18 protein-coding genes, 1 tRNA gene, 1 pseudogene and 1 riboswitch are annotated in these 23,255 nt (G+C 58.0%); of the genes and pseudogenes, 13 read left to right on the top strand and 7 right to left on the bottom strand.

Going from position 1 to position 23,255, the window contains the following annotated elements; genetic code table 11:
- Positions 1-444 precede the first annotated feature (444 nt).
- Positions 445-3,117 carry an ATP-binding protein gene (locus ACTRXA_RS08715; protein ID WP_442426817.1) on the top strand — a complete coding sequence of 891 codons (2,673 nt, stop codon included), beginning with the start codon at positions 445-447 and terminating at the stop codon, positions 3,115-3,117.
- Positions 3,118-3,214: 97 nt separating this feature from the next.
- Here ACTRXA_RS08715 and thiC read toward each other — a convergent pair whose 3' ends face one another.
- The 4 genes and pseudogenes from thiC to thiS all read right to left on the bottom strand — a co-directional run.
- Positions 3,215-5,128, bottom strand: a complete 1,914-nt coding sequence (gene thiC, locus ACTRXA_RS08710) for a phosphomethylpyrimidine synthase ThiC (protein WP_442426816.1) — start codon at positions 5,126-5,128, stop codon at positions 3,215-3,217.
- Complete coding sequence (thiE, locus tag ACTRXA_RS08705; RefSeq protein ID WP_442426815.1) at positions 5,128-5,811, bottom strand: thiamine phosphate synthase; 684 nt, start codon at positions 5,809-5,811, stop codon at positions 5,128-5,130. Before thiE ends, thiC begins: the two co-directional genes overlap by 1 nt.
- A 22-nt stretch (positions 5,812-5,833) precedes the next feature.
- Positions 5,834-6,631: a thiazole synthase gene (locus ACTRXA_RS08700; protein ID WP_442426814.1), complete on the bottom strand. Its 798-nt coding sequence runs from the start codon at positions 6,629-6,631 to the stop codon at positions 5,834-5,836.
- A gap of 30 nt (positions 6,632-6,661) precedes the next feature.
- Positions 6,662-6,883: pseudogene (gene thiS, locus ACTRXA_RS08695) on the bottom strand (sulfur carrier protein ThiS); the annotation flags it as partial.
- A 94-nt stretch (positions 6,884-6,977) separates the two neighbouring features.
- A riboswitch (TPP riboswitch) is annotated at positions 6,978-7,082 on the bottom strand.
- Positions 7,083-7,203: 121 nt separating this feature from the next.
- Between thiS and ACTRXA_RS08690 the strand changes: the two are divergent.
- From ACTRXA_RS08690 to ACTRXA_RS08670, 5 genes are all read left to right on the top strand, one after another.
- Positions 7,204-9,051, top strand: a complete 1,848-nt coding sequence (locus ACTRXA_RS08690) for a tetratricopeptide repeat protein (protein ID WP_442426813.1) — start codon at positions 7,204-7,206, stop codon at positions 9,049-9,051.
- Positions 9,052-9,080: 29 nt separating this feature from the next.
- On the top strand, positions 9,081-9,827 hold the full coding sequence (locus ACTRXA_RS08685) for an NTP transferase domain-containing protein (RefSeq protein WP_442426812.1): 747 nt from the start codon (positions 9,081-9,083) through the stop codon (positions 9,825-9,827).
- A gap of 346 nt (positions 9,828-10,173) precedes the next feature.
- The gene (locus ACTRXA_RS08680) at positions 10,174-10,467 is read left to right on the top strand and encodes a hypothetical protein (protein ID WP_442426811.1); all 294 of its coding nucleotides are present in this window, start codon (positions 10,174-10,176) and stop codon (positions 10,465-10,467) included.
- Positions 10,468-10,493: 26 nt separating this feature from the next.
- On the top strand, positions 10,494-10,754 hold the full coding sequence (locus tag ACTRXA_RS08675; RefSeq protein ID WP_005007343.1) for a hypothetical protein: 261 nt from the start codon (positions 10,494-10,496) through the stop codon (positions 10,752-10,754).
- Positions 10,755-10,863: 109 nt separating this feature from the next.
- Positions 10,864-11,562, top strand: coding sequence for an HAD-IA family hydrolase (locus ACTRXA_RS08670; RefSeq protein ID WP_442426810.1), 699 nt, complete (start codon positions 10,864-10,866; stop codon positions 11,560-11,562).
- 43 nt (positions 11,563-11,605) lie between these two features.
- Here the strand turns inward: ACTRXA_RS08670 and ACTRXA_RS08665 are convergent, their stop codons facing one another.
- The 3 genes from ACTRXA_RS08665 to ACTRXA_RS08655 all read right to left on the bottom strand — a co-directional run bounded on the left by ACTRXA_RS08665 (position 11,606) and on the right by ACTRXA_RS08655 (position 16,614).
- Complete coding sequence (locus ACTRXA_RS08665) at positions 11,606-13,240, bottom strand: tyrosinase family protein (protein ID WP_442426809.1); 1,635 nt, start codon at positions 13,238-13,240, stop codon at positions 11,606-11,608.
- A 96-nt stretch (positions 13,241-13,336) separates the two neighbouring features.
- On the bottom strand, positions 13,337-14,845 hold the full coding sequence (locus ACTRXA_RS08660) for a hypothetical protein (RefSeq protein ID WP_442426808.1): 1,509 nt from the start codon (positions 14,843-14,845) through the stop codon (positions 13,337-13,339).
- 458 nt (positions 14,846-15,303) lie between these two features.
- Positions 15,304-16,614, bottom strand: a complete 1,311-nt coding sequence (locus ACTRXA_RS08655; RefSeq protein WP_442426807.1) for a class I SAM-dependent methyltransferase — start codon at positions 16,612-16,614, stop codon at positions 15,304-15,306.
- 175 nt (positions 16,615-16,789) lie between these two features.
- On the opposite strand from ACTRXA_RS08655, the gene ACTRXA_RS08650 reads away from it, so the two are divergent.
- The 7 genes from ACTRXA_RS08650 (at position 16,790) to ACTRXA_RS08620 (ending at position 23,238) form a co-directional block, all read left to right on the top strand.
- Positions 16,790-17,128 (top strand): TraR/DksA family transcriptional regulator, encoded by a 339-nt coding sequence (locus tag ACTRXA_RS08650; protein ID WP_442426806.1) that lies wholly within the window; start codon positions 16,790-16,792, stop codon positions 17,126-17,128.
- A gap of 165 nt (positions 17,129-17,293) precedes the next feature.
- The gene (locus ACTRXA_RS08645) at positions 17,294-19,570 is read left to right on the top strand and encodes a DciA family protein (protein WP_442426805.1); all 2,277 of its coding nucleotides are present in this window, start codon (positions 17,294-17,296) and stop codon (positions 19,568-19,570) included.
- Positions 19,571-19,605: 35 nt separating this feature from the next.
- Positions 19,606-20,391 (top strand): DUF4292 domain-containing protein, encoded by a 786-nt coding sequence (locus ACTRXA_RS08640; protein ID WP_442426804.1) that lies wholly within the window; start codon positions 19,606-19,608, stop codon positions 20,389-20,391.
- Between the two features lie 14 nt (positions 20,392-20,405).
- Positions 20,406-21,305, top strand: coding sequence for a 4-(cytidine 5'-diphospho)-2-C-methyl-D-erythritol kinase (gene ispE / locus ACTRXA_RS08635; protein WP_442426803.1), 900 nt, complete (start codon positions 20,406-20,408; stop codon positions 21,303-21,305).
- A 201-nt stretch (positions 21,306-21,506) separates the two neighbouring features.
- Positions 21,507-21,583, top strand: a tRNA-Gln gene (locus ACTRXA_RS08630).
- Between the two features lie 33 nt (positions 21,584-21,616).
- On the top strand, positions 21,617-22,579 hold the full coding sequence (locus ACTRXA_RS08625; protein ID WP_442426802.1) for a ribose-phosphate diphosphokinase: 963 nt from the start codon (positions 21,617-21,619) through the stop codon (positions 22,577-22,579).
- A 2-nt stretch (positions 22,580-22,581) separates the two neighbouring features.
- A complete protein-coding gene (locus ACTRXA_RS08620) occupies positions 22,582-23,238 on the top strand; it encodes a 50S ribosomal protein L25 (RefSeq protein ID WP_442426801.1) in 657 nt (218 codons plus the stop codon).
- Positions 23,239-23,255 lie beyond the last annotated feature (17 nt).

Here is a 23,255-nt window from a genome sequence, read left to right as displayed (position 1 = left end):
CGCCCGCACCCCCCCCCCTTTCCCTCATATCCGTTTACCGTAAAAGGGCAAACGCTGTAATAGACTCCAAAGAGTTGCTTGAATTGAAGGATATCAGAGCCACCCCGACCCTTTCCCGACAAGGTTAAAATTCCAAAATTGTCAACAAAAAGTCATTGGTTTTGGGTCAAAGCCACTTATACTAAAAAAGTTAATCATAAGAAATATGAATGGCATTCCGGGGAAATATTTTGGTGTCCCATCAATGAGAATTTCAGGAACTCTTTGCTGCTGGATTGCAGGTTGGAGACGAAATTATTCCAAGAGCGTTTTTCGCCCAGGCGCGCGACAATCGGTGCAAGGTATGAAATGAATACCTGTAAGGGGAACCCAAATCCATAATGGTTCGAACCAATAATATTTTCGAATTCAAAACGGACCCTTTGCATCGTGGGGAGGGACACAATGAAAATCAAAAATGTTTTGGTTTTGGTTGTGGTCATTTTCATTGTATTTATCGGCCTTTTCGGCGCGCTGTCCCTCGATCAATTCAAAAAATTCTATATTGATCAAACCGGGCAAAATGTTGAACTTTTGAGCCAGGAAATCCTCGAGCAAATCGAGGAACTGCTCGATCTTCAGGTTCAAAAACTCCAGACCCTGGCCAGCAATCCCATCCTGGTCGAGCATGCGAAAGCTTCCAATAAGCGATTCAACCCTCCCAATGGAAACGCACTGATCGAAGAGGTTTCCGATTCCTGGAACGGTCGGCAGTTGCACCCCCATATCGGCCGGGTTCTGGACAACAAGGCTTCCGACCTGATCTTTCACTTCATCCGGTTTCCCTGGCGGATCTCCGGACACCGCGTTTTCGATTCCATCACCGCCGTCAATAACAAGGGTGTTGTTTTTGCCGGGTGGCCCAAACCGGACAAGTTTGTTTTCTCCCAGGAAGAATGGTTCCAGACCAGCCAAAACTATGGGTACCTGATCAAACCGAAAGTGAGTAATGGGTCCAGCCAGGTCCAATCCCTGTCCGTCATCGTCAAAACCCCCTTCCGGTTGAAGCGCAGACTGGGGCAGGAGTTTGGGATGCTCAATGCGGAAATCATGGTGAGCGAGCTGGGACAAAACCTGGCGAGGGAACTGAGATCGCATTCGTATAAAAGAATAGATTTTCTGTTAACTTTCGGCCGGGACCTGGTGATGAGTTCCGGTCAAAAAGGACCCGCTGGTTTCCAGGAAATTCCAGTGGGGGATCACCTTGATATCCTGAGAGCCGAGGAGGGAACACTCGAAACCCTGCAACATGGTTACCAGGCCAATCTGGATGACCATGTTTTGAGAAGTTTTGCGTTGCGCAAACTGGAAAATGATTTTGGTGACATGAGGCTGCTGCTCATCTTCGATATCGATGAAATCATGGCTCCCTATTATCAATTAAAAAAGGGCCTCCTGGCGACCATCGGAATTGCGGGTCTCCTGCTGGTTGTGATCAGCTTTTTCCTGTTCCGTTCGATCACGAACCCGATTAAAAAACTGCTGGCGGGAGTGGAAGCCTTTCGGCAGGGAAAATGGAAGAAGGCGGACTTTGCCCTCGATTCGAAGAATGAGCTGGGAGAACTGGCTTACGGGTTCCAGGGCATGGCGGACGAAATTTCAAACTACACCGCCAACCTTGAACAAATGGTGGACGAGCGGACCCGGAGTTTTCTCGAAGCCAAGGAACACGCCGAAAAAGCCAACCGGGCCAAAAGTATATTTTTATCTTCCATGAGTCACGAAATCCGGACTCCGCTGAACGCCATCATGGGCTACACCCAGATCCTGAAACAGGATTCCCAATTGGACTCAATCCAAAAGGAAAAAATAACCAACATTTTCCGGGCCGGCAACCACCTTCTGGGTTTGATCAACGACGTTCTGGACATTTCCAGGATCGAGTCCGGCAAGCACATGGTCAGCGAAGAAGAGTTCAACCTGGCCAACCTGATCGGGGACCTCACCATCATGACCAAGTGGAAATGCGATCAGAAAGACCTGACCTTCGTCGTGGAATTTGACGAGACCCCGGAAAATTCGCTGGTGACAGGCGATGTCAACAAACTGCGCCAGGTTCTGATCAACCTGCTGGGCAACGCGGTCAAGTTCACGGAAAAGGGCCGGATTGTCTTCCGGGTCAAAACCCGGGATCACGATGGTTTCTATTTCGAAGTTTCGGATACAGGGGTGGGAGTTTCTGAAGATATGAAGGAATCCATTTTCGAACCATTTTCCCAGGAAGAAATTGGTTTGAAAAAGGGAGGAACCGGTCTGGGGTTGACCATCAGCCAGCGCCTGGTCGAAATACTGGGAGGGAAACTGGAGATGGAAAGCCGGCCCGGGGAAGGGTCCAGGTTTTACTTCACGCTCACCCTGCCACGCGTGGGTGAGGAAGGATCGGAAAGCAGCACCGAATTCCTGGAACGGGTCAAGGGGCTGGCCCCGGGCGAGCACGTCAAGGCTTTGATTGTGGAAGACACCGACACCTGCGCCAAGGTCCTGTCCGAACTCCTTTCCGGAATCGGGTCGGATGTCAAGGTGGTCAAAAGCGGCAAAGGTGCGCTGGAATTACTCCAGTCAATGAAGCCGGACATCATCTTTCTGGATTATTTCATGCCGGAATTGAATGGTTTGGATGTGTTTGAAAAAATCCTGGCAAACCCCGTTTTGAAAGACATCAAGGTGGTCATGGTCACCACGGCTGCCTTCAGTCACAATCATGAAAAGTTTATGGAAAAAGGGGTTCATGATGTGATTATCAAACCTATAAAGCGGGAAAAAATATTCGAGGTCTTAAAGAGACTTCTGGGAGTGAGCTTCGAATTCAAAACGGATGAAGAGTTGGAACAGGCCAACCCCGAGTCCATGTCCATCGATTTCGAAAAAATTTACATCGAGGAATCGGTTTTCACTCCACTCGACCGTTCCGTCAGGCTGGGAATCGTTTCGGAAATTGAAACGAATTTGACCAGGATGGAAACCCTGGGAAGTGAGGCCTCCAAGCTGGCGAAAAAGTGGAGAACGCTTGCCAGGAAATTCAATTTCAAGCAAATAAAAGAAGATATGGAAAAGATCTCGGTAGTCATTGGCCGCTGACCACCCCGGTGTCACCGCCTAAACCGGAAGCACCGCCACCGATGAACCCCCTTCAGCCTCTCCCTCTCGGAAGGAGAGGCTGAAGGGGGTTTTTATTTTACATCTGGTGGTAGATTTCCGCGCCCTTCTTCTTGAAGGTCTCGGACATGTCTTCCATGCCCTTCTCCAGCGCCTTCTCCTCCTCCACGCCCTGCTGGGCGGCGTAGTCGCGTACGTCCTGCGTGATCTTCATCGAACAGAACTGCGGCCCGCACATCGAGCAGAAGTGCGCCAGCTTGTGGCCTTCCGCCGGGAGCGTCGCGTCGTGGTACTTGAGCGCCGTTTCCGGATCGAGCGACAGGTTGAACTGGTCGGCCCAGCGGAACTCGAAGCGTGCCTTGCTGAGCGCGTCGTCGCGCACCCGGGCGCCCGGATGCCCCTTGGCGATGTCCGCCGCGTGCGCGGAGATCTTGTAGGTGATGACGCCCTGCTTCACGTCGTCGCGGTCGGGCAGGCCGAGGTGTTCCTTCGGCGTCACGTAACACAGCATGGCGCAACCGAACCAGCCGATCATGGCGGCGCCGATGCCGCTGGTGAAGTGGTCGTACCCCGGCGCGATGTCCGTGGTCAGCGGCCCCAGCGTGTAGAACGGCGCTTCCTTGCACTCCTTCAACTGCTTGTCCATGTTCTCCTTGATGAGGTGCATGGGCACGTGGCCCGGTCCTTCGATCATGGTCTGCACCTCGTGCTTCCACGCGATCTCGGTCAGCTCGCCCAGCGTTTCCAGCTCGCCGAATTGCGCCGCGTCGTTGGCGTCCGCCCCAGACCCCGGCCGCAGGCCGTCGCCCAGCGAGAAGCTCACGTCGTACGCCTTCATGATCTCGCAGATGTCCTCGAAGTGCGTGTAGAGGAAGTTTTCCTTGTGATGCGCCAGGCACCACTTGGCCATGATGGAGCCGCCGCGCGACACGATGCCGGTGACGCGTTTCGCCGTCCACGGCACGTAGCGCAACAGCACCCCGGCGTGGATGGTGAAGTAATCGACGCCCTGCTCCGCCTGCTCGATCAAGGTGTCGCGGAAGATCTCCCAGGTCAGTTCCTCCGCCTTGCCGTCAACCTTCTCCAATGCCTGGTAGATGGGCACGGTGCCGATGGGCACGGCGCTGTTGCGGATGATCCACTCGCGCGTCTCGTGGATGTTCTTGCCGGTGGACAGGTCCATGACCGTGTCACTGCCCCAGCGCGTCGCCCACACCATTTTCTCGACTTCTTCCTCGATGGACGAAGCGATCGCTGAGTTGCCGATGTTGGCGTTGATCTTCACAAGGAAGTTGCGGCCGATGATCATCGGCTCGATCTCCGGGTGGTTGATGTTGACCGGGATGATGGCGCGGCCCCGCGCCACTTCGTCGCGCACGAACTCCGGGGTGATGACGTCCGGAATGGCCGCGCCCCAGCTGTTGCCCTTCAGCCGGCCTTCGCGCTCGGCGTCCTCGATGAGCTGACGACGCCTGGCGTTTTCGCGGATGGCAATGTATTCCATCTCCGGGGTGATGATGCCTTTCTTGGCGTAGTGCATCTGGCTCACGTTGCGGCCCGGCTTGGCGCGGTACACTTTGCGTCCGGCACGCTCAAAGCGTTCGATGTCCTGCATCTGGTCTTCGGATTTGTAGCCGTTGTCTTCCGGGCGGAGGGAGCGTCCCTCGTAGGCCTCCACGTCGCCGCGGTCGAGAATCCATTTCTCCCGCAGGGGGGCGAGGCCCTTGCGCACGTCGATCTGCACATCCGGGTCGGTGTAGGGCCCGGAGGTGTCGTAGAGCAGGATCGGCTCGTTCGGCTCTTCCGTCGGCTGGCCGGGCTGCGGGTTGTGGATGGCGGTGGGCGACAGGGTCACTTCCCGAAACGGCACGCGGAGGTCCGGAAACAGTTTGCCGGATTCGTACACCTTTCGGCTGTTCGGGGAAATGGGGTCCCGCGTGATGATCAGTTCTTCCTTCCGGGCCGAGCCGGAAGGGCGCTTGGGCATATTCATCAGAACTCTCCTTTGATGGCTTGCATGTATTGCAAAGATGCGTCTTCGATATGTGTGCTGTTCCAGATCCCGCGAATGAGGGCGACGCCGTGGGCGCCGTTCCGCATGACTTCCGGGATGCGTTCCAGGTTGATTCCTCCCAAAGCCAGGACGGGAATCTTCATCCCTCCGGCAATTTCTTTCAACGCCCCCACTCCCTGCGGCGCGCCGTACTCCCGTTTCGACGGCGTGTCGTAGATGGGACTGAAGGTGATGTAGTCCGCTCCGGCTTCTTGCGCCTGCCGGGCCGCCTCCCACGAATGCGTGGAGACGCCGACCAGGAGGTGCGGGTAACGCCCCTTCACCTCGTTTGCAGGCAGGCCGGCTTCCGGCAGGTGCACGCCGTCGGCATCGACCATCAACGCCACGTCCACCCGGTCGTTGATGTAAAGCCGCGCACCGTAGTGCGCCGTCAGTTGCCGAAGCACCAGGGCCAGTGAAAACAGGTCGGGCAGCGGCAAATCCTTTTCTCGCAGTTGCAGGTCGCGCACGCCGCCTTTCAATGCGGCTTCAACCGTATCGAGGTGCCGGTCGCGCGGAAACTCTTTCAGGTCCGTGATCAACAGCAACCGCAACTGGTCTTCTTTCACTTCCGCCACGTCTTTTATGAGCCGCGTTTTCATCGGCTGATCTTCGCCGGTCATGGTGCCTCCGGGCGCAAGCCGGTCACACGTCGATCAATCCGTCGAGCGGGCTGCTCGCCGTGGCATACAGTTTTTTCGGGATGCGTCCGGCTTCGTACGCCAGGCGGCCGCACTCCACGCCCAGCCGCATGGCTTTGGCCATCTTGAGCGGGTCCTTCGCCTGCGCGATGGCGGTGTTCATCAGCAGGCCGTCCACGCCCAGCTCCATGGCGCGCGCCGCGTCGGAGGCGGTGCCGACGCCGGCATCGATGATGACCGGAACTTTCACCGCTTCCAGGATCAGTTTCACGTTGTAGGGATTGCGGATGCCGAGACCGGAACCGATGGGGGCGGCCAGCGGCATGACCGCGGCGCATCCGGCGTCTTCCAGCTTCTTGCACAGCACCACGTCGTCCATGCAGTAGGGAAGGACGGTGAAGCCGTCCTTGACCAGAAGCTTGCACGCCTCCAGCGTGGCTTCGTTGTCCGGGAACAGGGTTTTCTCGTCGCCGATGACCTCGACCTTGACGAAGTCGCCCAGTCCCGCCTCGCGCGCCAGCTGGCAGGTCATCACCGCCTCCTTCACGTTGAAGCACCCGGCCGTGTTGGGAAGGAGCTGGTATTTTTCCGGGTCGATGTAGTTGAGGATCGATTCCTTCGTTTTGTCCAGTTCTATGCGGCGGACCGCGACGGTGATCATCTCCGCGCCGGACAGTTCGAGCGCCTGCTTGTTCATCTCGAACGACGGGTACTTGCCCGTGCCGACGATGAGGCGCGAATTGAACACCTTGTCGCCGATTTTGAGTTGGTTCGTTCCGGATTCAGTGGCTGTGGTTGTCATAATGATATTTTCTCAACAATGCGTTGCGGGTTATCGGGTACGAGGGAGAAAGGGTCGCGCCCCGCCTCCCACGGCGTGAACGATTTCGATCTTGTCGCCTTCCTTGAGCCGGGTTTCGGCGTAACGGGAGCGCGGAATGACTTCCAGGTTGATGGCCACGGCGATGTGCGGCGCGTTGATGTCCAGCTCTTTCAGCAATTCTTGCACGTTTCCGCTGGAATCGGTCTGCCTTTCCTCGCCGTTGATGACCAGCCGCACTTTCCGTTACCTCGATTTCATTAAAAAGGATGGCCAAACAAAAAAAGCCGCACCCTCGTCGAAGAGAAGGGTACAGCTTAATGACGATTCATTATGATGAGTGCCTTCCCTTCGCTGGCATTACCCAGATCAGGTTCAGAGGGTTGCTCTTTAAGAGCTCTCAGTTCTGACGAGAACACCCCCGGCAAAATTTCATCCAGATTACTGAAAATAAAATCTAAGTCAAGAGTTATTGACCTTTCCGAAAAAAAGGTTATTCTTTTAGGATGTTCCCTTTAAATAACAAATACATATGGGCCCTCGCGGGGCTCCTGATGCTGTGGGTCGCGGCCTGCGCGCCGAAGCGCTTGACGCCCCATTACGAGACTCCGCCCCCCGACCTCAAGGTCGAGGACAACCGGCTGTATTACAAAGCACTGGATGCGCAGAACCGGGGCCGCCTGAAGGAGGCGGAGGAGTTGTGGCAGGTGTTTCTGAAACGCTACCCCGATTCGGTTCACGGCCACAACAACCTGGGCCGCGTCTTTTATCTTGAAGACAAGCTGACGCAGGCCACACAGCAGTTCGAGCAGGGCCTGGCGCTGGAGCCGACCGATCCGCGCCTGCGCCAGAACCTGGCCGACGCCCTGAAGCTCCAGGCCAACCTTCTGTATGAGGACAAGCGTTTCGACGCCACCATCCAGAAACTCGACCGCCTGCGCGAAATCTCCCCGCAGGAGGAACAGCAGGGCATCCAGATCCGCATCGAAAAGGTGGAGGACAAGATCTACGAACAGGTGCGGAAGGTGGACACCCCCGAGAGCTACCGCGATTTTCTCCAGAAGTACCCGGAAGGCATCAACGCCCAGCGCGCCCGCCAGCGGTTGAAGGAACTGGACGGCGGTGTGGAATCGTCCGGCCTGTCGTCACTCATCCCCGGCATGCCCGACCTGTTCGGCACGGAGTCGGAGTCCAAGGAAATGCCCATGGGTTCCAAGGCTCCCCCCGTCACGCCGGAAACGGTGACCCCCCAACCCGAGGCGAAGCCGAAAGAGATGGCCACTTTCAAGGACCCGTTTACGGAAGAAACCCTGCCGGAGGTTCCCGTGAGTGGCAAGATAACACCTGAAAAAAAGGGAATGATCGAGGAAGAGCCTGTCGCGCCGTCCGGTGATTCCTTCTTCGACACCGAGAATTTCGGCAAGGCGGGGGTGCAGAAGCCGCTACAGGAGAAACCGGAATCGACGGAAGTGGCGAAGACGGGACCTGAAAGCCCGCTTCAGAAAAAAAAGGTGAAGCCGTATGGCTCCGAGGTCACCGACGAGGCGCTGGATGATTTTTTAAAGAGTCTCGACGATCAGGATATCCAGGTTCAGCCATCGGCGCCCAAGCCTGAGGCGATGGAGCCGATGGACCAGACCAGCGAAGTGCCGCTGGTGCCGGAATCCAGTGAAATTCCGGTGACGCAGCTGACCGAGCCCGTGGAAATGCCCGAAAGCGTGCTGCCCTCCAGCAGCAATGTGCCGTCGCTTCAAACCGAGGTGCAGGACGTGCCCGAAGAGCTGGAGATGATCGCCCCCTTTGAGGCGTTGGCCAAGCAGGAGCCGAAGAAAATGGTCCCGGACAAAACCAAAAAGGTACCCCTGCCCAAACCCAAACCACCCGTTCAGGTAACGGAGAAAAAGAAAAGCGGCCCCGGTGAACTGCCGGTGATTTCCTCTGTTGAAATGGAAAACCAGGCGCTCCCGCAGACCGCCACCCTCGACAACATGAAGCCCACCCCTCCCCAGACACTGAAAAAAAAACCTGACCCGGTTCCAGGCAAACTCTCCGCTTCCAAAGAAAAATCTCCGGCCAGGAAAAAAACCGAAGCCGAAAACGAAAAGCTGGCCAAAAAAGAACCTGCGCCCCCCGCTGAAAAAGTCATGGTGGAGGTGGACGTTGAGCCCGGCACTTACCTGAACGTGCGCTCCAGGCCCTCGGTGGAAAACGGCAAGTTGATCGGCAAACTCAAAGACGGGGACACTGTGCCGCTGGTCAGGGAAACCACGCTGTGGTTCCAGGTGGAGTACCAGAAAGGCAAACAGGGGTGGATCAGCCGCACCTACTCACGCAAGCTGTCCAGCCTTCCGCCGGGCGAACTCATGAATTACAACGACGCTCCCTCGACCGTTGCATCCTGAGCGGTGTCCTAGTACAATCCCCAGTTCTTATGCAAGCCATCATCCTGATTGCCGGCTACGGATCCCGCCTTGGCCGCGACGACATACCACATAAAAGCCTGTTGCCGTTTGGCGAGGACACCCTGCTGTCGCGTCACTTGCGTATCCTGCAGGACCTCGGTCTGGAAAAAGCCGTGCTCGTGGTGGGGCACAACCGCGACGCGGTGAAGGACTACGTCGGCGGCCTCGACCTGACGCTGCCCGTCGAGTTTGTGGACAACCCGGAGTACCGCACCACCGGCAACACGTTGTCGCTGGTTCTGGGACTGCGCGGCCGCGAGGGCGACCTCCTGGTCATGGACGGCGATGTGCTTTACCCGCGCGAAGTGCTGGAAAAGTACGTCTCCAATTGCCCTCCGCCGTCGTTTGCCATCGTGCCGGTGGACATCGACGACACCGAGGCCACCAAGGTGCTCCTCGATGAGACCGGGTACATCCATTCCTTCGTCACCAAGCGTGACCTCACCGGGGAAGAAAAATCACGGTACCAGTGCGCCGGCGAAGCCATCGGATTTTTCCTGCTGACACAGGAACTGACCCAACGTCTGATCACGCTTTACGATGCGCGGCCCGGGGAATTCATCTCCACCCTGTGGGAAATCCCGTTTTCCGAGGTGGCTCCCGGTGGCGAGATCAAGCCCTTCTTCGTCGTGAGTGAGGGGTGTATGGAAATCGATACACCGGAGGATTACAACGAAGCCCTCTCCCGCTACAACGCGAACCCCGAAGTTTACTGAAAAACCCTCAAATAAATACAAATTCCATTCTTCTCAAGCCAAACCCCCCTTCCGCCCTCTGTTTAAAAGTTTATAAACATAAATATGATGTATGAAAATTTATCAGTAAAATCAGGATTGGTGTATTCTTTTTTGTAAATTCTCCAATCTCAAGTCCTCCTCGTTGCCAACCCTCCATTTTCCGCTCCCCTCATAACCTTTTGAAAATATTTTAGTTAGTAGGTCCAGGCGAAAAACACACCCGGTTTCCCCGGCTTTTGGCATATGGCTTGCTCCTGTTACTGGCATAAAACTTCGTTCAAACCTGACTGTATTGGTTTTCTGTTTTTGGGAGATGTTTCAAGCCATGGACGTAATGGTAGAAGTCGCAAAATATCTCAGCCAGTTGAACCTGTCGTTTCCGATGAACCAGCTTGGCCCGATCCTCGCGGTGGTGGGACTGCTCCTGGTATGGGGCAAATACAAGACCGCCCTGTGGATGGGGTTTTTGTCCTGGATGTACCTGGCGGTCACCACCAACAAGTTGACCCTGATCGCCATGTTGCAGTCGCCGCCGACGAGCGTGATCGTGGTGATGTTCCTCACCATGACGACCGGGTTCCTCCTGCTTTTCACTGTCGTGCATCAAGGGCACCGTTGAGCACGGATAGATTGGAGGGAACGAATATGTGGCCGACGCATTGTGAAGTGACCGTTGAAGGAACCATCATCGTGCTGGGGGTGGTGTCCATCCTCTGGCTGTTTGGACGGCTGTACCTGGGACTTTCGGTCCTGTACTTCTTTGCCATGTTCTGGTTTTACACCGCAAACCAGACTCCCCTGATCAACCTTTTCGGCAAAAACGCCCTGGGCTGGTACGCAGCATTCTCCGCGGTCCTGTTCGGCGTGCTTGTCACCATCAGGAACCTCTTTCCAGACCGGCACTGAACGCATCCTCCTCCTTGCATTTGGTGTTATACTTGCCTTCGCGGCAAGCGGGCGCGCACCCCTTGGGTGCGCGTCTTTTTTTTCGGCAGGATTTCAGGAGCGGGTGACGATGATCCAGGATTTCAAGGCGGTGTTTTTCGATGTCGGTGGCACCCTGTTGCGCGTGCATCCTTCGGTGGGCGACGTGTACGCCAGGCACGCCCGGGCTTACGGCTTCGACGGCGAGCCGGACGCGCTCAACAAAGCCTTCCGCTCGCACTGGAAAAGCATGGGCGGGATGGAATCACTGGGCACCGCCAAGGGACCGGAGGTGGAACGCGGCTTCTGGAAGGAGCTGGTGCGGCGCGTGTTCGAGCCCTACGGACTGCAACGCTTCGACGCCTACTTCGACGAAATCTACGACGTGTTCCGCAGTGACGCATGCTGGCGGGTGTTCGAGGACGTCACCGGGTCCGGCCTGCTGGACCGGCTGAAAGAACGCGGCGTGGTGCTGGGGGTGATTTCCAACTGGGACTCGCGCCTGCCGGAGATCATCGACAACACCGGGCTGGGCCAGTATTTCCAGTTCGTGCTCGCCTCCACCGTGGTCGGCTCGGCCAAACCCGACATCGGCATCTTTAAAGAAGCGCTGAGATTGAGCGGCGTCGAGCCGCACGAAGCCTGCCACATCGGGGATGAAGTCGGCACCGACGTCACCGGCGCGAAAAACGCCGGGGTGCACCCCATCCTGATCGACCGCACCAACCGCTTCCCCGACACCCACCCCCGCATCCAGTCCTTCCACGAACTGGTGCTGGAAGAAGTGTGACAGAGGGCCCGGTACTCGCTGTCCGGGCCGCAGGGGTTCGTCACTACCTGTACTCGTCGTACACCTGGTCCACCATCTTGTGCCATTTGTAGAACACCGGATCCTTGGGAGCGTTGCTGGGTCCTGCCATCTCTCCGCCGATGTTCACGTGCACCCTCCCGTGCCAGCCGAATTCCATCTGATCGGACAGGTGTTTGGCGCTGGCGAAGTCCTTCAGCTTCTTCACCCCCGCGTTCTGCGGACAGCGTGCGAGCACGTTGCGGCCGTTGCCGTTCAGGTCATACATGCCGGGCTTGGCGTTGAGGGCGGTGCTGAAGCCGCCGCCCCGTGCATTATGGTTGGTGGCGGGGTCGGTGGGGGGAGGGCTCGCGCCGGGATCCCACGCGGTGAGCACGGGATAATTGAACAGCAGCCGCCAGTGGTTGGCCGCGCCGATGAAGCCTTTGTGAAAGGTGAAGAAGGCTTCGCCAGAGGCGCAGTGCGAGAACGTGCTGTTGTAATGCCACGCGCGGTGATCGATCAGCACCTTCGCTTTGTGGTTCCACGTGTAGAAGTCCTCCATCTGGCGGTCGATGTCCGTCTGGTCCGTTTCCACCACGAAGTCGCGCTGCACCGTCGCCAGCTTGTCCACGCCGTTTTCCTTATACGCCACGTCCGCATAGACGGTGTGCGTGCCGGTGTTTTTCCAGTAGAGCTGGATGGGATTCATCCGGCTCCTGGCGGCGTCGAACTGGATGGAGGCGATGCTGCCGCGGAAGTCTTCCTGGTAATCCCAAAGCGCCGATCCGCCGATGCGCCAGAAGGTGGAAACCAGCTGGCATTGAACGCCGTCCCCGTCGGTGATCTCCAGCGCCAGCGTCACGTACTGGCCGGTATTGATTTCGTCGCTGGCCACGCCCATGTTGAGGCCGAGGTTGTGGGTGTTGGTCGCGGTGCCGCCCAGGGTGGAGACCTTGGGATTCGGGATGTGCCCGCCGCCGGTGATGGCCAGCGTGCATTCGGTGGCGGCGCGGCCGCCGTCCCTCACCCCGATGGGAACGCCTCCCTTCATGAACAGGCCGTTTTCAAACCGCACTTCCTCTTCCGGTTTGTATTGTTTCATCCGGTATTCGCCTTTGGCCCCCATGGGCGGCGGTTCGTAGTCGTCCAGGGCGCGCCCGGTCCCGGTGACGGGCACCGAGATCAGCGGGTTGCCCTGCAGATCGTAATAGATCAGGGTCACGCGGCTTCGCGCTTCGAGCGTCGGGAAGTAGCAGACGCGGTCGGGCAAAATTTCCCCCGGCCCCACTTCAAAACCGGGAAACTCAAGCCCGCAGGTGTCGAACGGGTTGACGGACTCTTCGGTCTGCACGCCGGTCAGCTTGACTGAACCGATTTTCACCGCTTCGTCCCCGGTATTGTGGATGTAGACCGTCATGGAGTTGGCCCAGTTCATGTATTTGTGTTCGTCGTCCCAGCCTTCCCGGGCGGCGGGCAGGGCGCCGAAATCCAGCTCCCCCACCGGTTCGGTCATCCGGGATCCATTGACCTTCAAAAACGGATGGTCGATGGAAGTGAGAAAGGGTTCGGGTTTCGGCGCGGGCCCGGGAGATTGGGGTTGTTTGCTGAACAGGGAACAGCCGCTGGACAGGAACACCATGCAAACAATGAAAATGAAGAAACGAAATTTTGTATTCATGCGTCTTCTCCGGGGAGGTGAAGGGGGATCGGGCAGGAGTCATGCCGGTTCGCCTAATCAGGCAAACCGAATAATAAGGTTATATCACATAGGAATTCAGATAGGGCGGGGTTTTTGCCGCCTCACCCACCACTCATATGCAAACGCAAAATAGAACGGCGTGTATTCGATCCACACGATCCACGGGATGAGGGGCTTCATGTCCTGGTACTCGAAATAGAAATCGAGGTAGTACAGGCCGACCAGCCCCGTCAGCAGAATCCACGACCGCCACGGAAAGAAGCACAGGTACGGCACCACCCACATCAGGTACCACGGGTTCTGCACCGGACTCAGCAGGAACACCAGCCCCATGATGACGAACTGATCGCCGAGGCAGGCGCGGTCGGCGTCCTCCCCCTGCCGCGCTTTGCGGAAAAACAGGTACGCCAGCACCGCGAGCACGATGATGAGCACGGTGATCTTGGCCAGCAATGACGGCAGGTCATAGGAGAAGCCGACAGGCAACTCCGACGACAAACCCAATACCGTGCCGTAGAACCACAGCACCAAGGCGAACAGGCTGTCGTTGTTCTGCCAGTAGGTGGTGAAGGTCTCGAGACCCTCAAACGCGTCGCGCCCGATGTTCACAAACGGCAGGTATCCCACCGCCACCACGCCCGCGAACAGCCCTGCGCCCAGCGCGCACGCTTTCCACGGCGAGCTTCCTTTTTCCATCCGACTTTGAAACTGGCGCTTGAGGTAGAGCGGCAGAAGGATCGCCGGGTACAGCTTGCCCAGCACGCTGAGCGCGAGAAAGAAGTACGCTGCGTAATAGCGCGCGCGCACGAGGAAATAGATCGCGCCGGTCAAAAACGCGATGCCGATGATGTCGAGGTGCGTCGAGTTGAACGTCTCCTTGATGACCAGCGGGCACCAGTAATAGACGAGGCACAGGTTCGGGTTCTGCCCCAGCGCGCGGAGCGTGAAGGCGATGAAGGCGACAGCCATCAGGTCGAACACGAAAAACGCGAGGCGCATCATGGCGATGCTGTCGGGTTTGAGCGTGTGCACCAGGCGGAACACGTACTGCGCCATCGGCGGGTAGATGGTGGGCACCGCCGGGTGGTTGATGCGCTCCATGTACACCAGGCTGCGGTCGCTCGCCCATTTCAACTGATACAGCCGGGTCAGTTCGCGGATCTGGTCCGGCGTGTAAGTCGCCTCGAAGCTGGCCGGATCGCGGATCATGAATTCCTTCATGCGACTCACTTCATTCGGCGAGTACTTGAACGGGTTGATGCCGTGGGCGAACACCTTGCCGTCCCACAAATACCGGTAAATGTCGTCTTCCTGGATGGGGTTGGCGGGCAGGATGGCGCCGCGAAACAGCAGGCCCAGGATGAGGATCAGCCACAACGTGTTCCAGTCGTAACGGTTCTTCGAAATTTTCCACGCTGCCCAAGCGTAGAGACCGAACAGCGCGGCGTAGAGAGCGAGGTAGGCGAGGATGGGCCGCTCGGCGTAACCTTCGCCCCAGTTGAAGGCGAGCGACAGCCGCCACAATGCGAGGTATAGAAGGATGGAGCCGATGCCCGTTATGAGGAGGACGGTGCGGGTGCGCATAAGGACTTCAGTAAACCACAACTGCGCCCGCCGCGCCACGCGCGGAGGGAATGGGGTAATGCGTTTCTGGGCGGAGCGATGGTCTTGAGGGCCCAATCTCAAGTTCTACCCCTTGCCTCAGGCGTTGCCTGTGCCGCGCCACGCCCCGTCATACGGGGAGAGAAAGGGGGGTAGTGCGTTTCTGAAAGGAACGATGATCCGTGGGTGCAAATCGATGGGCACCCCCTTCTCCGAAGGGGGCTGGGGGGCTTTTTCCTTCAGGCTGTCATCCTGAACGCAGTGAAGGATGACCTTTCAATGAGTTCACAGTAAGCATCGAGATCCTTCGCTTTCGCTCAGGATTCAAGAGGAAGAATCCCCCTAACCCCCTTTACAAGGGGGGACCGGCTAGCCCCCGCGCCAACCATCGTTTGCCCTTAAAGCATTAGCCCCTGTTCGCTCCGCGCCTGGCGCGGCGGTTACCGGTACAGGTCGTCGCGGGTGAGGGGCAGGCCGGAAGGACCTTTCGGGCCGCGTTTGGTCGCCACCACCTGGCAGATGTGCATCGAGCCGTCGCGGAACCCGGTGGAGACTCCGGCGAGGTACAACGCCCACATGCGGAACCGCTCCACGCCGACGAAACCGATGGCCTCCTCACGGCGCGCTTCCAGCCGCCGGTACCAGTGCTGGGTGGTCAGCCCGTAATGCTCGCGCCAGGCCTCGATGTCGCGCACCTCGAACCCGGCGATCTCCATCAGGTCGGCGGTGTGGCCGATGTTGTCGAGTTCGCTTCCGGGGAATATGTATTTCAACAACAGGCGGCGTTCGGGCCGGATCCTGCGGGCCTTGCGGCGCGATGCCTTGGCGCGGCGCGAGATGCCGTGGTTCAACAGGATGCCGCGGTCCTTCAGCAGCGAATGAATTTTTTTGAAGTACGTGGGCATGTTGGCGATGCCGATGTGCTCGAACATGCCGACGCTCACCACCTTGTCGTAGGTGCCTTCCAGCGTCGAGTAATCGCGCAGTTCGACGGTGACGCGGTCTTCCAGGCCGAGCTTTTTGATTTTTTCCGTGGCGAAATCGAACTGCCTCTGCGACAGGGTCACGCCGTGCGCCTTCACCCCGAAATGGCGGGCGGCATAGCAGATCAGCCCGCCCCAGCCGCAACCGATGTCGAGCAGGGTTTCATCCGGCTGGAGGCGCAGTTTGCGGCAGATCATTTCCAGCTTGTCCTGCTGCGCCTGGTCCAGCGAGTTGCCGGCGTCCTTGAAGTAGCCGCAGGAGTACTGCATCTCGGCATCGAGAAACAGCGCGTAAAACTCGTTGCTGATGTCGTAATGAAACTGGATGAACTTTTTGTTGTCGCGCCGTGCTTCATCGCGGCCGACGGCATCGTCTGTGTACCGGTGCTGGACCGTTTTGTGTGCGGCGGGCGCGAACACAAGCGGCAGGGCCTGCCGCAGGAGGAAGAACTTATTGAGCTTCTTCAGGTTTTTTTTCATCTGCCGGTCGCGCAGGAGGGCGATGAAGTCGATCAGGTCGCCGTGAATTTCGATGTGGCCCTTCACGTACTGGAGAAGCAGGTTTTCCAGCGTCGGTTTCCGCAGAAGTCCGCCCAGCACGCCGGAGCCGTTGATGGCGATGAAAAAGCGCTCGTCCACCTCGCGGCCCAGCGGGATCAGCGATCCCTCCCACAGGCGGACGGAAAAACGGGCGTTGAGGGTGTCGCCCACATGTTGCAGCATCCGCCGGGTGGCGGCCAGCCGCTCTTCTTCTGAGAAAAAGGACATTGCCCGGCATTATAATCGGAATCCGGCGTAATGAATATCGAATATCGGGGTACGGCGTGCCCTCAGGGCGGCGGGGTTTGCGAGTGGATTTTGCTGTCGGATTGCGTTACACCTGACAGCACGCTGTCAATGTTCAAACGAAAACGATTGCCGGCACCGCAACGGAGGGAGCCCCATGAAAGAAGAAGACATCCAGCGACTGCGCGACCAGCTGCTTTCCACGAAGGAAGAGTTGACAGCGCTCGAGGCCGCGTCGAAAGCCTCGACCAAACCGGTCGAGCTCGACCAGGCCCGGCTGGGCCGCCTGTCGCGCATGGACGCCATGCAGGACCAGCAGATGGCGCAGGAAGCGGCGCGGCGCAACCAGCAGATGCTGGTGAAAATTGAAGGCGCGCTTCGCCGTATGGATTCCGGACGCTTCGGCGACTGCTTCGTGTGCGGAGAGGAAATCGACCTGCGCCGGCTGGAGTTCGATCCCACCAGCACCCGCTGCATCGACTGCGCCGAGAAGTGAACCGGCACTCGAATCCGGCAAACCTTCCCAATTCCGAATCCATCGATTTAGAAGCCATTTCGCAGGCGATTCACCTGCGTGCGCGGGACTTCGCACAATAAATGGTTTCAAAAGGGTTCCGCTCCCATTAAAATGGATGAATAGATGGAATCAGGAGTGTTGATCATGAAAGACGGGTCCGGCCGCACGCAGCGTTGGACGTCGATTCGCAACGTTCTTCCCGACGTGCTGACGGCCATCCCGGAGCAAAGCGATGAAGACGTGACCGAGCGCATCGGTTTCGCCTGGGAGATCCTGGTCGGTGAAAAGCTGGCCTGCCACACAACCATCACCCGGGTCACGGAAAAAACGCTGTTCGTCCAGGTGGAGGGTCGCGAATGGCTGGCCCCGTTGAAGGCGCTGGACACGCGGATTCTGGAAGGGTTGAACCGGTCCCTCCGGACCTCCCGTTTCACCCGCATTCATTACGATATCCAGCCGGAGACCCAGCCGTCGTCCGCTAAAAGGAAACCCAAACGTATGCGAAACACAAAGTTGCCGCACCCCAATCCCGCTTTGCCTGTAGACGCGGGTTCGCTGGACCGCATTGCGGATCAGGCTCTCAAGGAAACCCTCAGCCGGCTGGCGCACAAGTTCCGTTTCGTGGCGCTGGCGTTGGTGGCCGTGGCCGGGTTGTCCAACTGCGCAACCATTGCCGACACCGTGCCGGGTATCGATATCCAGATGGAGGAGGGCACCCCGGATTTTGAAGACAGCTACGCGGTTCGTCACATCAGCAAGCTCAACGAACAGAACCCCGGCCGCTTTCGTGACCCGCGCGCGTACTACCACTTCATGATGGACCTCAAGTATGAGCGGGAAGGCGATTTCGACCGCGCCGCCGACCACTATTCGAAGGTGGTGGAATTTGAAGCCGAGCACGAACCGTTTCTCACTCACATGATGGTGCTCTACCAGCGGATCGGGAAACTGGAAGAGGCCCTGCAGCTGGGACAGCGCGGCCTGCGCAAATTCCCCGATAACACCCGCATGCACACCATCCTGGGCGACATCCTTGCCAGCCGCGGCCGTTATCAGGAAGCCCTCGAGCATTACAAAAAAGTTACCGAACTCGATCCCAAAAGCCCGCGTGCGTTTTTGATGGCCGGTGCCGCGCTTCGGCGGTTGAACCGGTTTGACGAGGCGCGTGACTGGTTCCACAAGGTGTCGGTGGTCGACCCCGCCAACACGCTGGGATTTTTTTACTACGGCCGCACGCTTCTGGATACGAAGGATTACGAAGACGCCGAGGACAAGCTGAAAAAGTCGGTTTCGCTCCGGCCCAGCATGTTCGAGGCTCGGCAGGCCCTGGCGCTGGCACTGGAACAGCGGGAAAAATACCAGGAAGCCATCACCCAGTACCGCATTCTCAAAAAACTGGATCCGTCCAACCTGCACGTGGCGGACCGCTACGATGTTCTCAACCAGGCGTGGGACCCGGTTTCCGAAACGCTTTCCGGCAATGTGACCCTGGCTGAGATGGAACTGCCGGAGCCGGACATCCATCGCATGATCGGCGCCATCTTTTATCAGCAGGTCATGTACCTGGAAGCGGTCGATGAATTCCGCCTGGTGCTGGCGAAAGGCGAGGACAGGGAAGTGCGCTTCACCATCGCCCGCATTTACGAAGTGCTGGGCCGCCCGGACAAGGCAATCCAGGAAATCGAGGCCTACCGCCGTCATGCCGGTATTGCGGATTCGGTGGAAGTCCTGCTCAAACTGGCCCGGTTGTACGGGCTCAATGCAAACATGCCGCAGTCGGTGAACCTGCTTGACCGCGCGGTGGAACTGGATCCGCACAACCACCGTTTGTACCATGCGCTGACTTTGGCTTACATGTCGCTCAACCGCAACAAGGAAGCGTTGAAGGCGATCGACCGCGCCATTGCGCTCAACAAGACGCACGATGCCTATTATTTTGAAAAGGGAGCTTTGCTGGAACGGATGGGTCGGTATGAGGACGCCATCGCCAACATGACCAAGGCGCTGGAGATCAACCCGAACCACTCCAACGCGCATAACTTCATCGGCTACATGTACGCGTCGCGCAACATCAAGCTCGACCGCGCCCTGTACCACCTGGAGCAGGCGCTCAGCATCCAGCCACGCAACGGGTATTTCCTCGACAGTCTGGGCTGGATTTATTACAAGAAAGGCGAGCCGGAAAAAGCCCTCACCCACATCAAAAAGGCGCTCATTTATACCGAGCCGGACCCGGTTTTATATGACCACCTGGGCGATATCCACTTTTCGCTGAAAAACATCGGTGAAGCCCGCAAGGCGTGGAAGACCAGCCTTGTCCTCACCCGGCAAAAGGGGAGCGCTCCCGGCGGCGAAGTTCCGGACCTCGACCAGCTTGAGGAAAAAATCCGCAAAGCCGACGAGATGTTGGGGACACGCTGACCCCGGCCGGGTGGCAACGAATTCCGGTTCACTCCATGACAGTCTTCCATTCCGTGCGCAGTTGTTTTTTCGGTCTCGCTTTGCTGGCGCTGGCCGCCTGCCAGACCACGCCCCCCACGCCCGAGCCGCAGCCGGTCAAGGCCGTTTCCGATGAAACCATCCTCCAGGCGCTCGAACGCCATCACGACAGCGTGTACAGCGTTCGTTCCTTTGTCACTACGCGCATCCGCACGCGGCTGGTGGATCACGTGCTCCGCCAGACCGTGGTGGCGAGGAACGACCAGTCCATTCGCCTGGACACGCTGAGCAATTTCGGCCAGCCCCTGGGCGTGTTCATCTTCAAACCCGGCAACATCCAGATCTACGACCCGCAGAAAAATGTCGTGCATACCGGCGCCGAAGCGTGGTACATGATGGCCGACCTGTTCGGTACGTCGTTCGATTTCGCGGAATTCATCAGCGTCTTTCTGGGAAAGGTGCCGCGTTACGACCGATTGAAGGTGGAACGTATCACCGCGCACGCAGACAACCTCTACGTGATGGATGCCGAAGACCCCGTCCGCAAAGAACGCACTGAGATCGAGATCGACGCCGACACGCTGCATCCCGTTGGCATGTCACGGTTCAGGAACGGGGAAGCGTTGTATTCCGTGGCGTGGACGGAGGCGAAATGGATCGGGGCCGTGTACTTCCCGCACCGGGTCACGGTCCAGCGCCACCAGGAAAACGATGAAGTGATATTGAGTTACCGCAACCCGCAGGTGAACCCGGTCATCTCCGATGACGTGTTCGAATTGTTCCCCGGCCGCGCCGCACCCTGACCCGAAAACGCTCCATGAAACTGAAATTCCGCACACCCGCAAAGATCAACCTCGGCCTGTTCGTTCTGGGCAAGCGCGACGACGGCTTCCACGAACTCGAAACCCTGTTTCAGATGGTGAGCCTGTACGACCACATCGAACTGGAATTGCAGGATGGCGGCGTTTCACTCAATTGCGACGCCCCCGGCATTCCCACCGACGGCAGCAACCTGGTGGTGCGGGCGGCGGAGATGTTGCGCGACTCGGTTCCTGCCGCAGCAGGGCGCGGGTGCCGTATCCATTTGAAAAAACACATCCCAGCCGGCGCCGGGCTGGGCGGCGGCAGTGGCAACGCGGCGTACGTGTTGTGGGCTCTCAACCGGCTGTGGGACCTCAAACTGGACCGGTCCGCGCTCCATGAATTTGCTGCCCGTTTGGGCTCAGATATTCCGTTTTTCCTGTCTGCGCCGCAAGCCGTCGGGCGCGGCCGGGGGGAGGTGCTCGAGCCTTTGGAACCCTCTGAAAAAATGCACATTGTCATTATTTTTCCGCGCCTGCTGGTGCCCACCGGAGAGGTCTATCGCGGCCTGAATTTAGAATTGACAACCCCCCCGAAAACGATTAGTATTTTGCAAAAATTTTTTTCTCGATCGGATGTCGCCGGTCTGGCCGCCCATCTCCACAATGACTTGGAACCCTATGTTTTAGAACGGTTTCCGGTCGTCAAGCAGGCCCGGGACGCGTTGAGTGCGCTCGATGCGGAGGGGGTGCTCCTCTCCGGCAGCGGTTCCGCCGTGTTCGGCGTTTTCACCCGCCGGGAGCAGGCTGAGCAGGCCTTTGCCCGTCTTCAGGCAACCGATTGGGACGTCTTTGTGACCGAGACGGTTTCCCGGTTCGCGGAGTTCCTGCCTGAAGAGATGCTCGATTATCCCTGACAGGCAGAGGACCGAACGCCAACCTGCGGGAAGCCCCAGTCGAACCCGGGCTCAATATCTCCTGCCCATATTGTCATAATTTAAATTTCACCGGACAACCAAGGCGAATGCGGGGAGCCGGACTGTTTCGGCGGGGTGCACACAGCTTTTTGCGTGAGGGAAGAGGAGCGCGAAAACCAGATTTCAGGTTGAACGAATTTTTGGGGCGTCGTCAAGTGGTCTAAGACACAGGATTTTGGATCCTGCATTCGGAGGTTCGAATCCTCCCGCCCCAGCCACCACTGTTTCCAAGGACAGGGACCGATACAGGCATGAGTGATAACGGAAGAGTGCGGGTGTTCTCCGGCCGGGCCAACACGGATCTGGCGCACGAGATCTGCCAGTACATGAATATCGAGTTGGGCAGGACCGTGATCAAGGATTTTTCCGATGGCGAAATCTATGTTCGCATCGAGGAAAACGTCCGGGGCGGCGACGTGTTTGTCATCCAGCCCACCTGCTCGCCGGGCAACACCAACCTGATGGAGTTGCTCATCATGATCGATGCGCTCAACCGCTCCTCTGCAAAGCGGATCACCGCGGTCATCCCCTACTACGGTTACGCCCGCCAGGACCGCAAATGCGAGCCCCGCGTGCCGATCACCTCGAAGCTCGTTGCCGATCTCGTGCACATCGCCGGCTGCGACCGGGTGCTGACCATCGATCTCCATGCCGGGCAGATTCAGGGATTTTTCAACATTCCCGTCGATCATTTATTTGCAGTCAATGTCCTTATCAGTTACATTAAAAGCCTTAAATTGCCCAATATTGTCGTGATTTCCCCGGATGCGGGCGGTGTGGAACGGGCGCGGGCGTATGCCAAGCGCCTCGGTTCTTCTCTGGCCATCATCGACAAGCGCCGGGACGGGATCAACGTGGCCAAAGCCATGCACATCATTGGCGATGTCCGCGGCAAGGTCGCCATCATCGTGGACGACATGATCGACACCGCGGGCACGTTGATGGAGGCGACCAACGCGTTGCTGGAAGCGGGTGCGGCGGAAGTGCACGCCTGCTGCACCCATGCCGTTCTTTCCGGGCCGGCCGGGGACCGCATCCGTGAATCGCCCATCAAGTCCGTCATCGCCACCAACACGATTCCGTTGCGGGATGATTTGAAATCGATCGACAAAATCAAGATTCTGTCCGTTGCCTCCCTGCTGGGTGAGGCCATTTTGCGGATTCACAGTGAGTCATCGATCAGTTCGCTGTTCGATGCGGAGGATAATTTGTAGTCATGTCAAAAGATCTGAAAGGCACCATCAGGGAACAACGCGGCAGTGCCGCCAATCGCCGTTTGCGTGCGGAAGGCTTTCTGCCCGGCATCATTTACGGTCAGGAGGATCCGGTCTCGATCACCGTCAACCACAAGGACCTGCGCAAGCTGATCGAAGCATACGGCATCAACACGCTCATCAACCTGTCCGTGGAGTCCGACTCCGTGCCGAAGCGCACGGTGATCGTGAAGGACCACCAGAGCCACCCCATCCGCGAGGGCTGGGAACACGTGGACTTCTACGAAGTGGACATGACGGAGAAAATCAAAACCGTCGTTCCGATCCTGCTCGACGGCAAATCGCCTGCGGAAAAACTGGGCGGCATCGTTGAGCAGTCGCTGGACGAGTTGCACATCCGCTGTCTGCCGGGCGACATTCCGCACGACATCAAGGTGGACATGACCAAAGTGGAAATGGACCAGGTCGTGCATGTGTCCGACCTCCCCCTGCCTGCGGGCATCGAGGTGATTGACGACCCGGAAGAAGCGGTGGTCTCCATCCACGAGGTCAAGGAAGAGGTTGAGGCTCCGGAAGGCGAGGAAGCCCTGGTGGGTGAAGAGGCCGAAGCAGGTGAAAAGGCCGCCGATGAGGGTGAAGGCGGTAAATCCGACTCGTGACTTCGTCACATTCCTGA

Source organism: Nitrospina sp. P1_D6, assembly GCF_052156615.1.
Classification (GTDB): Bacteria; Nitrospinota; Nitrospinia; order Nitrospinales; family Nitrospinaceae; genus Nitrospina.
The sequence above is the reverse complement of the archived record's forward strand: the minus strand, read 5'-3'. Positions and strand labels throughout refer to the sequence as shown.

Bases quoted from the DNA above. Each gene is read 5' to 3' on its own strand.
- ACTRXA_RS08715 (WP_442426817.1), top strand. From the start codon at position 445: ATGAAAATCAAAAATGTTTTGGTTTTGGTTGTGGTCATTTTCATTGTA.
- thiC (WP_442426816.1), bottom strand. From the start codon at position 5,128: ATGAATATGCCCAAGCGCCCTTCCGGCTCGGCCCGGAAGGAAGAACTG.
- thiE (WP_442426815.1), bottom strand. From the start codon at position 5,811: ATGACCGGCGAAGATCAGCCGATGAAAACGCGGCTCATAAAAGACGTG.
- ACTRXA_RS08700 (WP_442426814.1), bottom strand. From the start codon at position 6,631: ATGACAACCACAGCCACTGAATCCGGAACGAACCAACTCAAAATCGGC.
- ACTRXA_RS08690 (WP_442426813.1), top strand. From the start codon at position 7,204: ATGCTGTGGGTCGCGGCCTGCGCGCCGAAGCGCTTGACGCCCCATTAC.
- ACTRXA_RS08685 (WP_442426812.1), top strand. From the start codon at position 9,081: ATGCAAGCCATCATCCTGATTGCCGGCTACGGATCCCGCCTTGGCCGC.
- ACTRXA_RS08680 (WP_442426811.1), top strand. From the start codon at position 10,174: ATGGACGTAATGGTAGAAGTCGCAAAATATCTCAGCCAGTTGAACCTG.
- ACTRXA_RS08675 (WP_005007343.1), top strand. From the start codon at position 10,494: ATGTGGCCGACGCATTGTGAAGTGACCGTTGAAGGAACCATCATCGTG.
- ACTRXA_RS08670 (WP_442426810.1), top strand. From the start codon at position 10,864: ATGATCCAGGATTTCAAGGCGGTGTTTTTCGATGTCGGTGGCACCCTG.
- ACTRXA_RS08665 (WP_442426809.1), bottom strand. From the start codon at position 13,240: ATGAATACAAAATTTCGTTTCTTCATTTTCATTGTTTGCATGGTGTTC.
- ACTRXA_RS08660 (WP_442426808.1), bottom strand. From the start codon at position 14,845: ATGCGCACCCGCACCGTCCTCCTCATAACGGGCATCGGCTCCATCCTT.
- ACTRXA_RS08655 (WP_442426807.1), bottom strand. From the start codon at position 16,614: ATGTCCTTTTTCTCAGAAGAAGAGCGGCTGGCCGCCACCCGGCGGATG.
- ACTRXA_RS08650 (WP_442426806.1), top strand. From the start codon at position 16,790: ATGAAAGAAGAAGACATCCAGCGACTGCGCGACCAGCTGCTTTCCACG.
- ACTRXA_RS08645 (WP_442426805.1), top strand. From the start codon at position 17,294: ATGAAAGACGGGTCCGGCCGCACGCAGCGTTGGACGTCGATTCGCAAC.
- ACTRXA_RS08640 (WP_442426804.1), top strand. From the start codon at position 19,606: ATGACAGTCTTCCATTCCGTGCGCAGTTGTTTTTTCGGTCTCGCTTTG.
- ispE (WP_442426803.1), top strand. From the start codon at position 20,406: ATGAAACTGAAATTCCGCACACCCGCAAAGATCAACCTCGGCCTGTTC.
- ACTRXA_RS08625 (WP_442426802.1), top strand. From the start codon at position 21,617: ATGAGTGATAACGGAAGAGTGCGGGTGTTCTCCGGCCGGGCCAACACG.
- ACTRXA_RS08620 (WP_442426801.1), top strand. From the start codon at position 22,582: ATGTCAAAAGATCTGAAAGGCACCATCAGGGAACAACGCGGCAGTGCC.